The sequence below is a fragment of the Stieleria bergensis genome (genome assembly GCA_007745635.1).
GTDB classification, from domain to species: Bacteria; Planctomycetota; Planctomycetia; order Pirellulales; family Pirellulaceae; genus Stieleria; species Stieleria bergensis.
In genome coordinates this window covers 6,005,341-6,018,293 of record CP036272.1, presented here as the reverse complement: position 1 = coordinate 6,018,293, position 12,953 = coordinate 6,005,341, and the positions used below count along the sequence as shown (strand labels likewise).

At 56.1% G+C, this 12,953-nt stretch carries 8 protein-coding genes; 3 read left to right on the top strand and 5 right to left on the bottom strand.

Annotation, left to right across the window (positions count from 1 at the left end):
* Positions 1 to 36: 36 nt before the first annotated feature.
* Positions 37 to 1,080 (bottom strand): PDZ domain-containing protein, encoded by a 1,044-nt coding sequence (locus tag SV7mr_RS21100; RefSeq protein WP_419187719.1) that lies wholly within the window; start codon positions 1,078 to 1,080, stop codon positions 37 to 39.
* Between the two features lie 185 nt (positions 1,081 to 1,265).
* Positions 1,266 to 2,525: a S1C family serine protease gene (locus SV7mr_RS21095; RefSeq protein ID WP_419187718.1), complete on the bottom strand. Its 1,260-nt coding sequence runs from the start codon at positions 2,523 to 2,525 to the stop codon at positions 1,266 to 1,268.
* A gap of 182 nt (positions 2,526 to 2,707) precedes the next feature.
* Here SV7mr_RS21095 and SV7mr_RS21090 point away from each other — a divergent pair, with 182 nt between their 5' ends.
* Both SV7mr_RS21090 and SV7mr_RS21085 read left to right on the top strand, forming a co-directional pair.
* Positions 2,708 to 3,772 carry an NAD-dependent epimerase/dehydratase family protein gene (locus SV7mr_RS21090; protein ID WP_419187717.1) on the top strand — a complete coding sequence of 355 codons (1,065 nt, stop codon included), beginning with the start codon at positions 2,708 to 2,710 and terminating at the stop codon, positions 3,770 to 3,772.
* 73 nt (positions 3,773 to 3,845) lie between these two features.
* The gene (locus SV7mr_RS21085; RefSeq protein WP_145276411.1) at positions 3,846 to 4,640 is read left to right on the top strand and encodes an MBL fold metallo-hydrolase; all 795 of its coding nucleotides are present in this window, start codon (positions 3,846 to 3,848) and stop codon (positions 4,638 to 4,640) included.
* A gap of 143 nt (positions 4,641 to 4,783) precedes the next feature.
* On the opposite strand, the gene SV7mr_RS21080 is transcribed toward SV7mr_RS21085, so the two are convergent.
* The gene (locus SV7mr_RS21080) at positions 4,784 to 5,236 is read right to left on the bottom strand and encodes a ferritin-like domain-containing protein (protein WP_145276408.1); all 453 of its coding nucleotides are present in this window, start codon (positions 5,234 to 5,236) and stop codon (positions 4,784 to 4,786) included.
* Positions 5,237 to 5,647: 411 nt separating this feature from the next.
* Between SV7mr_RS21080 and cutA the strand changes: the two genes are divergently transcribed.
* Complete coding sequence (gene cutA / locus SV7mr_RS21075; protein ID WP_145276406.1) at positions 5,648 to 5,980, top strand: divalent-cation tolerance protein CutA; 333 nt, start codon at positions 5,648 to 5,650, stop codon at positions 5,978 to 5,980.
* Here the strand turns inward: cutA and lptD are convergent, their stop codons facing one another.
* Entirely contained in the window at positions 5,981 to 9,238 is a 3,258-nt protein-coding gene (gene lptD / locus SV7mr_RS21070) for an LPS assembly protein LptD (protein WP_145276404.1), read from the bottom strand. It lies immediately after the preceding gene.
* Positions 9,239 to 9,649: 411 nt separating this feature from the next.
* A complete protein-coding gene (locus SV7mr_RS21065) occupies positions 9,650 to 12,523 on the bottom strand; it encodes an FtsK/SpoIIIE family DNA translocase (protein ID WP_145276402.1) in 2,874 nt (957 codons plus the stop codon).
* Positions 12,524 to 12,953 lie beyond the last annotated feature (430 nt).

Below are 12,953 nucleotides of genomic sequence, written 5' to 3'. Positions count from 1 at the left end.
AACTGGCAGGTGGCGTTTGGCGATTCGATTTTGCGACTATTGTCGCGCTTCTTCAAGCATGCCAACCATTTCGCCCACGACCAGGGCGCTTGGCAGAGCGTAGCTAACAACTCGCCCGGCGCGAGCGATGTTGATTCCAACAACGTTCCCTTTGCTGTCTAGCAAGGGGCCGCCGCACTGGTTCGGTGGCAGCACAGTGTCGTGCTGAATCACGGATTCAAAACCACTGAGCCGAACATTCCGAGGGCCGTTGACGCGGGTGTCGTTCTTGGACTCCATCATGACTTTCTGATCGGTCATTTGAGCGTCCAGTTCCAAGGTGTTTCCATCGCGCAAGATGGTCAGGTGGACCACTTCGCCAGGGTACATGCTGCCCAGGGTATCAAAGGCCGCTCGCGCGTTGGCGAGTGCTTGGCCGTTGATTGCCATGATCGTGTCCCCATTTTTGACGCCTGCTGCATCGGCGCCGCTGGCCGGTTTGACACTCCGAACCAATGCCGGGCCATCTTCGGTGCGTGGCAGTTCAATGCCGAGGCGACCTTTATGAGCAATCGGACGTGCCTGCACACCTAGAACACCCAAGCCGACGACTTGACCATCGCGTCCTGGAGAAACCAAGAACGTGCCCACACGCGGTTCTTCGACCTGGAACTTGGCCGGTTTGAATGTCGGATCTTCGTCGTTTGATTTGATCGCCAGCAGCGCCAGGTCGTTCTCGCGACGAACCACTGCCACGCGTGCCGAAGCCTTTTCACCATTAGGCAAGCGAACGGTGACGGGGTCGCCGGAGAGTTCGCTGCGTTTGGTCAACACAAAACCATCTTCGGAAACGATTGTTCCCAGTGACACCAGGCGGCTGCCGCTAAAAATTTGCACGACCGAGGGATGCATCGCTTCGGCCAGGGGACGCAGCAGGCTTCGCATCGCGGTGCTGTCACGCGACACACGACGTGGGGTTTTATCAAACAGGTCCCAGCCATCGGGCCGCTGAGCAAAGGTTGAACTGGTCGGCAGCAATCCGGATAACAAGATTGCGATCACCAGTGCGACACGAGTTTTGTACTTCACAAGGTCAATCATTTTGGAATCACCGTATGGATAAGTCACTCTATGAATCAGTCGCTGTATCGCTACAGCCCGTGCTTGGGGTGGCCAGGGGCCAAAAAATCATGCGGGAATGTGTTTTGTGGGAGGTGTCTAGTTGTCGTCTGGGGAGGCAGGAATCGATTTTGCCGGTCCGTGTGTCCGTCGCAGAGTTGCGTTCACTAGCGAGCGTTGCCGATGCGAATGACTAGCTTCTTTTCTTCTGAACCACGGATGACGATCAGCGGCACTCGCATGTCTGGCATGGTTTCCGTCACGGCCTTTTTCAGCGAATCAAAGTCGGTGATTTCTTTGTCCCCGAATTTGACGATCACGTCTTGGACGTTGACGCCAGCTTTCTCTGCAGGCGAACCAGGTCGCACATGAATCACAACGGCTTTGCCATCTTCGGTTTTGCCGCGAACGCCAATGGCTGGACGGAACCCAGGCAACATGCCCCAGGATTCGCCGCTTGACATGCGGTCCCAAGCGCGGTCGTAATGGGCAACTGGGACATGCAGGTTGGTTTCGACGTTGTTGCCAATCCGGCTGTGAATGCCAATCAATTCGCCTTGCAGATTAAACAGTGGACCACCGCTGTCACCGCCAATGAGCGCACAGTCGGTCAGCAAGCGATCGGGGTGCGCTGCCAGGACTCGACCGACTCGCAGCACTGAACCACGAGCATTGTCGTAGCCGCCGGGGTGGCCGACGGCCAAACACCATGATCCGTCCGCTAAGTCTTTACTGGATCCCAGTGTGGCGAAGGGATAAGGCTTGCCACCGTTTTGATCAGGCAGGATCTGAATCATGCCTGCATCCACCGAACGGTTCATGCCCAGTGAAGTCCCTTTGACGCGTTTGCCGTCACTGAAGGTGATCACGGCTTCTTTGCCTGGCTGAACCGCAACGTGAGCAGCGGTCAGAATGTAACCCTTTTCAGTCACGATCACGCCACTGCCCTGAGCTTGACCAATTCGAATGCCAACGGTGCAGGATTTGGCTTCCTTGGAAACCTGGTTGACCTGATCTTCCATTGCATGCAGTTGGTCAAGCGACTTGGGGACCTCTCCCTTGGCAAGTGACTTCAAGGAAGCAGGCAGGGCAACAAAGGTGCGCCCGTTGGGACGAAACTCGGCAGTCTTCACTGGAGTTTTGACAGCCGCAGGTTTGACAACGCTCTGAGCAGGCTTAGCTGGTTTCGGCGGTTCGCTGTCCTTGGCGTTACTGTCCGATTCGGAGTCTGCCTTCGGGGTGCCCAGTTGTGTTGCTTTGTCTGGTTTGGTTGCCTGCTGCTTCTGCTCGGAACCGGCTTCAGACTGGGCATCGGCTTCAGACTGGGCATCGGCGGCAGGTGGATCAGCAACAGCGCGACCCATGAAGGTGGTTTCCGACCCGACCAACAGCAACACTGCAGCGATCAACGCGACTGATGCACGCACTGGGAAGTGCGCCAAGAGGGCATTCAATCGAAGCCATGATGGTTTACAAGCGGCCCTCTGAGAGGCGATAATTCGTTGAATAGACAATGTGCTGTGCAATAAGATGAAGAGGTCGGAAATGCCACCAAGCGTCTATTTTAATTTCGCGATGGAAAAGGCAAGAAAATCATGGAGATTTCATTGTGAATGAAGTGGACTCGGACGTGCTCATTGTAGGCGCTGGCTACCTGGGAAGTTGTGTTGCAACCGAGATTTCTAAAAAAGCAGCCATCCAGGCGGGGGGGCTGGTCCGGTCGCAAAGTACTTTAGGGATCAGGCGAAACAATCAGTTCACGGTGCCTGAGCAAAGTCGCTTGGCTGCCCCTTTGCAACATTCTGATGGCTTGATCACTCCCTTTCAGGGTCACGGTAGGTGTTACGCGACCACCAGGGGAGCGGACCGCAAAAGGCCGGCCCGGTCGGCTATGGCCAGTGCGGTTGGCTCTCCATGGCAGCCCCTCCAACTGGACTGGACAGATGGTCGAACGATCCAGCGATTGGGGCTGCACCATTTATCCCCTGGTGCCCGCGTGCTGATCGCAATCAGCTATGACCGTTCGAGTCGACACAGTCGTTACGAGTCGCAGGTCGGAGGCTTGATCAATCTACTGGGGCATTTGCCGACCGATGCACGGGTTTGTTACGTCAGCACGACCGGGGTGTATCACCAAAAGGATGGCCGCTGGGTTGATGAGACATCGCCAACGTTTCCAGCTCGCCCTGGCGGCCAGGCGCACTTGCAAGCGGAACAGCAACTTCACGTCCAGCGTCCCAACAGTCCTTGGATGGTCCTGCGTCTGGCGGGGATCTATGGTCCGGGGCGAGTGCCGCGAGCCGCTGACGTGATTGCAGGCCGCCCGATCGCTTCGCCACAGCATGGGCATTTGAATCTGATTCATGTCCAGGATGCGGCGCGCGCCGTGATGGCTGCTTGGGATCGTCTGCAGCAACCGCGACCAGCTTCGATGCAAGAACGTCTGTATCTTGTCAGTGATGACCGGCCAGTGATTCGCAGTGACTTCTATCGCTTCATTGCCGATCACTATCGAGCCCCTGCGCCGACCTATGTTCAGCCGGCACCGGGTTCACCGGCGCTGTTGCGCAGCGACTCGGACAAACGGGTAAGCAATGGCAAACTGCGTCGGGACCTTTTGCCCTCTTTGCTCTATCCAGATTATCGAGACGGGCTGTTAAATGTGCTGACTTGATTTATAACTCAGACTCAACTCGCATCCTCCAATTGACCTTGCGGTCCTTGTGCCGCGTTACCCGTCATCCTCCATGATTGAACGAAACCCAATTTACCCCGGGATTATCGAGCTGAACTTTCAGGCACGTGAGGTGCTTGGCTGCAACGTTTACCTGATCTATGACCAGGACGAGTGGGCGTTGGTGGACATTGGGTATGAGGAAACCGTTGATGACTACGTGGAAATCATTCGCAAGCTTGATTTTCCGCTCTCGCGTTGCAAAGCACTGATCGCCACGCACGCTGATGTCGATCACGTGCAGGGCTTGGCGAAACTGAAGACATTATTGAAAGCGCCCGTCTATGCTCATCCCGCCGCCGTCAAGCCCTTAGCAGAAGGCGATCCGCTGTGGACGATGGCTGCGATCGAGGCTCAAGGCTTGTCCTTGGAAATGCCCAAGGTTGATGTCGATCATGAAGTCAGTGACGGTGACACCATCCAGGTTGGCAATCTGAACGTTGAAGTCTGGCACACACCCGGACACACCAACAGCCAATTAGCGTTTCGCATCGGCGATGTACTGCTAAGCGGAGACAACATTTATCGCGACGGATGCATCGGAGCGATTGATGCTCATCACGGCAGCGATATCAAGGCCTTCGTCGAATCGCTCAAGCGGATTCGTGACAGCGATGTCAAATGGTTGGCCCCTAGTCATGGCCCCATTTTTGCCAATGACTCCGAGTTCCTGAATCAAACCATCCGTCGCGTCGAAGGCTATTTAAAGATGGCCGACTTCGGGACGCTGGCCGAATCATGGCCGCTGATGGATCAGTGGGACGAGGAAGTCGAAAACGGCATTCTGCCTGACGGACTTCGTCGGTAACCGAGCCAGCGGTCTGCGGCTGGCGGGACAAGGCGAGACACCTCGCCTGGATGTGCTGTCTCGATCGATCCAAGCGGCAGTTCGCCGCTGTTGGAATAGAGTGCGCGGCCAAGGGCCGCGCGAACTTGGCTGCAACGAGGCGACTAAGCTGTTTTGCTGTCGCTAGCAGAGACATCGGCCGAGCCACTGTTGCGAAGCAGCAGCGTGAACTCGTCGACGCCTTGTTGCTCTTCTTCCAAGATGTTTTCCAGGAAGATCACCAAGGGTCGGTTGCCTTCGGCGAGCTCCAGCGCTTTGCTGTACATCTCGACAGCCTTGGATTCGAAATCCAAGCTGTTCTGAAGGATCTCTTTCAGGTCACGAGTCTGCTTGATTTCGTTGCGAGTCACAGCAGGCACTCCACCCAACGCAGAGATCTTTTCGCCGACAAGCTTGGCGTGTCCAAAGGACTCCTCAGCATTGTCTTGGAAGGTGCTGGCGTAAACTTCACGCCAAACGCCTTCGACGATGAAGCTGGCTTGTGAATACTGAGCAACACCTGTCCACTCGTGTTTCAGGCATTCGTTCAATTGGTCGATGACGGCTTGCAAATCCATATCAATTCACCTCGGGTTAGTAGTTGGACGTTTGAGTGCGATGTCGCGGCAGAGACAAACCATAGCGCTTGGATCGTCGGTTCGACAAGCGAGATCTCAGCGCATTTTGCCAATTTTGACCTCGATTTACCGACATTTTCCTTTGTTGAGAATGGTTCTAATTCCAGCCCCTGATTTTGCTGCGTTACTAATGAGACTGCGTCTCAGTTAGGCGTGGTTTGGGGATCCAAGCGTGCTCTGAAGCTCAACCGCTTGGCGTCCGATGTCATCGACACTGTCTGTGGTGTAGCATGGTGCGTGCGATTGCAGCAACACCGCTCTGCTTGAAGACGCGCCTCCCTTCGTATGACCACTGCTTGATCACCGTGGTCGCTGTCTCCTTCGTTCACCCTTCGTCCCACGTCGACTGTCATGCGTAACGATCCCGCTCTGTGTCTCTGTTTAACGACGGTTGCCGAAGTTGCCGAAGCAAACGCATTGGCACAGAAATTGATTGAGCAGCGTGCGGCCGCTTGTGTGCAGTTGGATGCTCCGATCCAAAGCCTTTACCGCTGGGACGGTAAGCTCTGTCAGCAGAGTGAAGTGCGATTGGTCATTAAGACAACCGTCAATGCCAAGGGACGGGTGGAGCAACTGCTTGCCGAGCATCATCCCTATCAAGTGCCACAGGTCATTTGGATTCACGCCGCGGATGCGCCTGCCGACTATGCAGCTTGGGTGCATCAGCAGACCGAGACGCGTTGACTATTCTAGCCCTTCGATGCCTGGTGGCGGAATCATTCCACCACCGATCGAGCCCAGGGTGCGGGCAAAGAACCTCGGTTCGATCAAGAATCCTAAGCCGACGGTATCGCGTCCGTGATCAATATTCATGCGCAGTCTGACCAGCATGGATTCACCGATACGCGTCAAACCATAGGACTGGCCAATGTTGCCAACGCTGCCAAAGTCGTACGTCGTGCCGCCACTGAAGATCCACTTTTCGTTCATGCGGTAATCGACTGTTGTTCGCAGCACCGTACTGCTGATGGGGCCTTCAAGTGACAACAGCCCAACGTACCAGTTGGAAGTTCCAGGGCGACTCGATCGCAGGCCAGCACTGACCGAGCGTAAGCCGCCGCCAAACCAATCAAAGTAGCCGTCGCTGATCAATGAATAGCGATCGCCCAGGTGGTAGCGGAAATCATAAACGGTCGGGCCAATCGATTCGCCGTAGTTGTTTTGATCTGCATCCGGGAAAAAGAGGGTGTCCAAATCAAACTGGATTAAGTCAACGATGCGTTCTTGTCCCGGAATGCCGCGTTTGGTCTGAAAGCGATGGTGCATGCCAAGGGTAAGGCTTTGCAAGTTGTCCACAATGTCATCGCTGGGGCTGACCAAGTCGGTTTGAATGCCCTGACGAAACGCGTACGTGCGAGGGTCAAAGCGCGCTGGCAGTGCGCCCCCGAACGTGTCTCCAATGAAGCGTCGGCGGAATTGTTCTTGGGCGTTGTCATCCAGCGAGTTGTACAGCGGCAAGTCGTCCAGGTTCTGATCACTTTTGGCGTACCAGTATTCGGCTCGCCAGTCGACTTTGTGTGCCAAGCCATTCATGTTCAGCAGTTTGCTGTGAATGCTGCGGTCCACTTTCATCATCGGCAAGTTCATTTGCAAGCCGCCCTGCCCTAGCAATCGTCCCGTGGAATTTCCGTTGATGTCTTGGCCGTAATAGGAGGCTTGCAATGAAGCGATCGGACGAAGGTTGAACGGTCCAACCGGGAGCACCGTCGAGAGCTCTTGCTTGGTCGAAGCGATCAGGCCGCTGCGGTCGGCCTCGCCGGGCAAGGCGAAGTTCTCGGCAGCTTCGGCGGGATCTTTCGCAATGTCTGCGACGTTGGTGTCAGAGTAGGAAATGTGATTGTTCATCTGCCACGAGACACGATCATTCAAGATCGATCCGCCCAGCATGTAGTGGTCAATGGCTGGCAAACGCTGAGTGTCTTGGAAGAAGGGATTGACGCGGAAATCGGCATGAATGTCCAGCAGGTGGTTGCCGGCGTAACGCCGCAGGCGTAGCCCGGTGGCTGGATCGGCCAGATTGTCCCATTCACGCTCCAAGTACTGTTCCATGAAATTTCGATCGCTGATCCAGCCGACGTTGCCAACCAGTTCCCAGCCCGAACCGAGTTGTTGACGATGATCCCAGATCCACCGCCCACGGGTGCTGGTCTCCGGAGTCAGCATCATGCGGTCGCGTCCCAGTTGATCGAAACCCGTGTCGTGAATGCCCCAGAAATCCATGCGTCCTCGAGTCGGACCAATCCAGCGAAAGAATCGCGGCGTGTCGTATTCCAGTTGAGTCCCGAGTGCAAATCCACGTTTGCTGAGATAATCCGTTGACATCTCCCAGGTCACGTTCTCGGGCGCTTTGTCATAGCCCAGTAATTGAAACAGATCCCAGTCCAACAGAATCTGAGTTCCAAACGCGCTGTCGCTGCCGACCTTGAGATTGGTCAGGTAAAAGGCTGGCCGAGAAAGCGTGGTGGAGAACGTTGGCCAGTACAGGACCGGGACGCCACCCAAAAAGACAAAGCTATTGTCTGCACTGACTTTGGCAGTCCGGCGAGGCTGCATCGTGCCGGTGGTTGGGTCGTAGACCGGCATCGTCTGTTGTAGCAGCTGCAGTTGTTCGCTTTGCAGCCAGTACTTGGGGACACCCATGCGACTGCTGGTGACCGCGGCATCAAATGCACGAAAGTATCCGGGCCCGATTTGTTGCAGAACTTCGGCTTTGACGCGAGCTACACCTTGGTAAGCATCGATCGATGTGATGGCTTCGGCATCCAAGATCGTGCCCGCTTGGCGATCGACGTTGTAATACATCGACTGAGCATAAATGATGTTCTCGCCGGCGCGGAAAACGACGTCGCCTTCCAAGTACATCTCGATTTCACCGGGCTGTTGATCCGACTTTTGGAACAAGTCAATCAGCCCTTGCTGTCCCCAAACAACCACGTTGTCTGCCGAGAGCGACACGGACGCAAAGTTGATCGCTTGACCGCTAGGCAGTTGAGCATTGACGTCATTGATCTGGACGCTAACACCACCACGAGCCATGGTGATCCATTCCTTGGTCCCCTCACGCTGAGTGTGGGTTAATTCGGGCTCTCGTGTTCCATCGCGAGCGCCAATCTGCAGCATCTTGCCGCTGCCAGCGGAAAGCTGAAAACTGCTGCCGCCGCTTCCACTGGTGGCCGGTGGAATCTGGCCGGCTGGAGCTGGTGCAATGAATTCAGGTGGTGGCCCGTTGGGAGCGGGCAGTGGATTGACCGCTGCCGGCGGATTGCCCACTTGAGGAAACCGAGTTTGTTGGACCGCTGAATCGGTGGGAAGTTCAATGCCGCCGGGTTGCATGATGGCGCCACCATTGGCACCCAACTCCTGGTTGTACATCGCAGCCTGAGTCGGACCGTTTTCGATCAGTGACGCATTCATCGGCGGCAACTCTGCCGGCGAATTTTGGTTGGCCGGACCACCGATCGCAGTCACTGCTCGGTCGGGCAGGAATTGCAAGAGGAATGGGTCGGTCTTGGGTTTGCCACGGTAGTTGGGGGCGTCGATGCTGGGCACGTCTTTGCTGATCCAGACGGCGGTAGCAGGACTCCGGTTCACGCCGTTTGAATCGCTGTCTTTTTCAGTCACCAGGCGGTTGCGCACCCGACCCTGCGGGCCATCACTGACCAAGAGAACGCGTTTGGAGCTGAGCTTGGTTTCACCTCGTTGCAGCTGAACGTCGCCTTCAAGCAGCGATGCCTGGGCGTCACCGATTTGCCAGCGATGGACCAATCGTGCTTGAATCGAAATCTGCGGCCCCAGACCGCTGGCTTGTTGGTTCGTCGTTTCCGGCGAAGCCGTTGCGGTGCTTTGAAAAGCGTTGTCCTGGGGCTGCCAAGATTGATCCAATGGCGGCGGATCAGCCAGGACATGTGAGCCGGCCAAAGCCAAGCAGAACAGCCAAGCCACGAGCCGCTGGGGTGTCGCGCTCAGAGGCCCTCTGAGAGACCCGATAAGGCTGAGAAACTGGCAACGAACAGGCGCATCGTTCGCCCGCGCACCGCTGACTGTTTTTTCAGCGGCTTGTGTCAGTGATTCTGTAAAGGCTTCCGTGCCGGACAACTGAATCTGGGAGGAAAGTCAATCGGAAGGTGGCCAGTCGGCGCGCAATCACAGCGGACAATCTTTCCGCGACGCCGACAATTTCGCCGATCCTAAACATTTTCACTCATGGATCACAAGTTGAAACCAACAGAATCATCGGGCTGGGCACGGCAAGGGCGTGAAACAGAGCCGTGAAACAGAAAATCACCGGCTGTGCCCCGTTGGAGAGGCCCATTGAGAGGCCCGTTGGAGAGCTCAATTTGGCTGGCTGGCTGGCTAGACTTCTTCTTCGGTGTCCGCGTACTCCGTTTCGTCGGCGTACTCGATGTCCTCGTAGAGGTCCTCTTCGTCGGACGGGTAGCTGCTGTTCTGGTAGCTGCTGTTCTGGTAGCCTGCTTTGCCAGCGTCATGGTGGTCACTGTCGTCGACTTCGTCATCGTCTTGTGCAGTGACCGTCAAGACGGCAGAGTCAGGGGGCGTCAGCGATTCAGCAGGCGAATTCGTCGGCGTTGCGGTGGGTTTCATGCCGTGCGTGGTTTCGGTCCGTCTGGGCACGATGGCTTGTGGCTCGTCATCCTCTTCCTCATCGTCATCGGATTCAATGCCCTGCATTTCCTCCCACTGGCTCATTGAAAGAAGGACTTCGCGAGCTTTGCTGCCGTTGTACTGGCCGACGATTCCATCTTCAGCCATATAGTCGATCAGCTTGGCGGCTCGACCGTAACCGATTCCCAGATGGCGTTGCAGCAGTGAGCAGGATCCACGGCCTTCGCGAATGATCACTTCGACAGCGCTCTCGTAGATGTCAGGGCGTTTCTCGCTGGAGCTGGCTGCGCTGCCGTCGCCTTCGGGGTCACTGACTTTCAAATTGATCAGTTCGCCGACGAAGTGCTGTTCACCCACGCTGCAGTGATCGCAAACCGATTCGATTTCCTCATCCGAGAGGAACGTACCTTGTCCCCGAATCAAGGTGCTGGTGCCCGGCCACAGGAAGAGCATGTCACCGCTACCGAGCAGCTTGTCGGCACCGTTTTCGTCAAGCACCACGCGGCTGTCGGTCTTACTCGCGACTTGGAAGCTAAGTCGCGCGGGCAAGTTACTCTTAATCAAGCCGGTGATCACGTCGACGGTTGGTTTCTGTGTGGCCAAGATCAAGTGAATGCCCACCGCGCGACTCTTTTGAGCCAGACGAATGATGTGCTGTTCCACGTCTTTGCCGGCGGTCATCATCAAGTCAGCCATCTCGTCGGCGACAATCACAATGAATGGCAGGCTCTCTGGAATCGATGAGTCATCCGCTTCGGCATCGATATCGAGACGTCGCTTGAGTTCATCACGGCTCAAGTTGTTATAGCTATTGATGTGTCGGACGCCGACACTGGCCAGCAGCGAATAACGCTCTTCCATCTTTTCAACGGCCCAGGCCAAAATGGCTTCCGCTTTTCGCATGTCCGTGATCACGGGGTGCATCAGGTGCGGAAGCTTTCCATAGCCGCTGAGCTCAACCATCTTGGGGTCAATCATCAACATGCGGACTTGATCCGGTCGACAGGTCATCAAGATGGACGCGATGATGGCATTCAAACAAACACTTTTACCTGTCCCGGTTCGACCTGCGATCAAGAGGTGAGGCATTTTGGCAAGGTCAACCACCATGGGATTGCCGGAGACATCCTTGCCCAGGAAGACCGGAATGTTCATGCCATTGGATGCCGAATCGGCTTCTTCCATGACGTCCCGCAGGCGAACCGCTTGGCGTTTCTCGTTGGGAACTTCGATGCCAACGGTATTCTTGCCAGGGATCGGAGCGACGATCCGCACACTGGGCACGCGCAGGGCGATCGCCAGGTCATCGGAGAGGCCGGTGATCTTGCTCAGTCGTAGGCCCGCTTCGAGTTCAATTTCGTACTGCGCAATCACAGGCCCGGTTTCAATTTCAACCACGCGAATGTTAAACCCAAAATCGGCAAAGGTCGACTCAAGCACTTTGGCTTTGCGACGCACTTCGGTCAGTTGTTCTTCGTAGTCAACTTCATCACTGCCGTTTAGTAAGTGCAACGAGGGCAGGTGGTAGTTTTCGCTGCCAAACGGAGCCTCTTCAATGACCTCATCGTACAGGTTGTTGAGTTCCTCTTCTTTGGCGGCTTGTTTCGTTTTGCGTTTGGGAACGCGTACCTTCGGTTCGGGAACGTCATGGCCGTCTTCTTGACGCAGCGAGACGTCCTCGCCTTCAACGCTTACATCGCGTGTTGTGCCAGCTTCGATGGCATAGTCATCTTCGTCGCTGGCGGAGTGTTCTTGGTAGTCGTCGTCGGTTTCCAGCGGCTCGCCGGTCGCTTCCTGGCCGTCGTCATTTTGCGAGCTTCGTTTTCCGGGGAACTTGATGCGCAGCGCTCCGGAATCTTCGTCGGATTCGGGTTCGGATTCGGCGGTGGCTTCATCCGATGCTGCTTGGTCCCCGAACGGACCGGCTTCGTTGTCGAAGGGTTTTCGATTGCGTCGGCGCAGCACGATGGTTTTCGCTGCGTTGGCCATTCCTTGCCGCGATGCTCGGGTGCGCTGAGCGAACTTGCGTCCCATCGCCAGCACGGCGTAATCCGTCGTCAGCAGCACACCAACGACGGCCATGGTCAATGTCAAAATCCAAGCACCGCTGACGTTGAAGTGCTCCAGCAGCCACGCAGAGGTCATCCCACCGAGCACTCCGCCCGCACCAACCAGTGGTGTGTTGGCGGTTTGGATCGGCAGCAAGGCCAGCGCCGAGGCGAGCGCGACCAGCGCGATGCAGGCCCCGATCGACCTCATGAAAACTGCCTGAACCGGCTTGCGAAAAAAGATCTTGAACGCCACCGTCAACGCGGTGGCAATGACTGCAAAGGAACTGAGCCCCAGGCTTGACATCATCCACGATGAACTCAGTGCACCCCAGTAACCACAGGCGTTGGAAATGTGTCCCGCGGTGGGGTAAACCAATTGGTCCGGAGTGTACAACGCGCCCAGTGGCCAGATCGGTTCGGAAATCGGATCAGCAGGGCTCTGGGTCAGCAACGCAATGGTTAGAAACACCGCTAACGCCGTCAGCAGAATCGCTGACACGTTCAAGGCAATCTCTTGGGGTTGCTGCTGAGCTTGGGTAACCGATGCCGACATAGCCAGATGGGGGTCCTGTTCGTTTGGAAAGCCGCTGCCGCTGGTTCTGCTGAAACGCTGCACAATCGGAAGCGTGTTGCTTTCCAATCTCACTCGCAGCGCAGAACCAGATCTATCGCTTCCTTTCGGTCAGCGCTGCGCCAGTCATGAGCCAGATCGACGCGCTGCGATTCGGCATACCCCGACCCTTCGTAGTAACCGGAGCAAGCGCTACAGATAGCCGATCACCCGGGGGCGGTGACATGCAAAGGCGACCGACCCGTCGCCGTTTCGCTAATCGGATTTCTTTCGCTAGCGGTCAAGCTTTGACCAGAGCAGATCACCCGCGATGCAAGCGGCCATGTGAGCCCTGAGCACAAAAATCCAGTTGCCTGGTTTTAACTACAGTAAAGAATGAACTTGCCGTTGGTCATGAAGACCACGTGTGTGT

Bases quoted from the DNA above. Each gene is read 5' to 3' on its own strand.
- SV7mr_RS21100 (WP_419187719.1), bottom strand. From the start codon at position 1,080: ATGATTGACCTTGTGAAGTACAAAACTCGTGTCGCACTGGTGATCGCA.
- SV7mr_RS21085 (WP_145276411.1), top strand. From the start codon at position 3,846: ATGATTGAACGAAACCCAATTTACCCCGGGATTATCGAGCTGAACTTT.
- SV7mr_RS21080 (WP_145276408.1), bottom strand. From the start codon at position 5,236: ATGGATTTGCAAGCCGTCATCGACCAATTGAACGAATGCCTGAAACAC.
- cutA (WP_145276406.1), top strand. From the start codon at position 5,648: ATGCGTAACGATCCCGCTCTGTGTCTCTGTTTAACGACGGTTGCCGAA.
- SV7mr_RS21065 (WP_145276402.1), bottom strand. From the start codon at position 12,523: ATGTCGGCATCGGTTACCCAAGCTCAGCAGCAACCCCAAGAGATTGCC.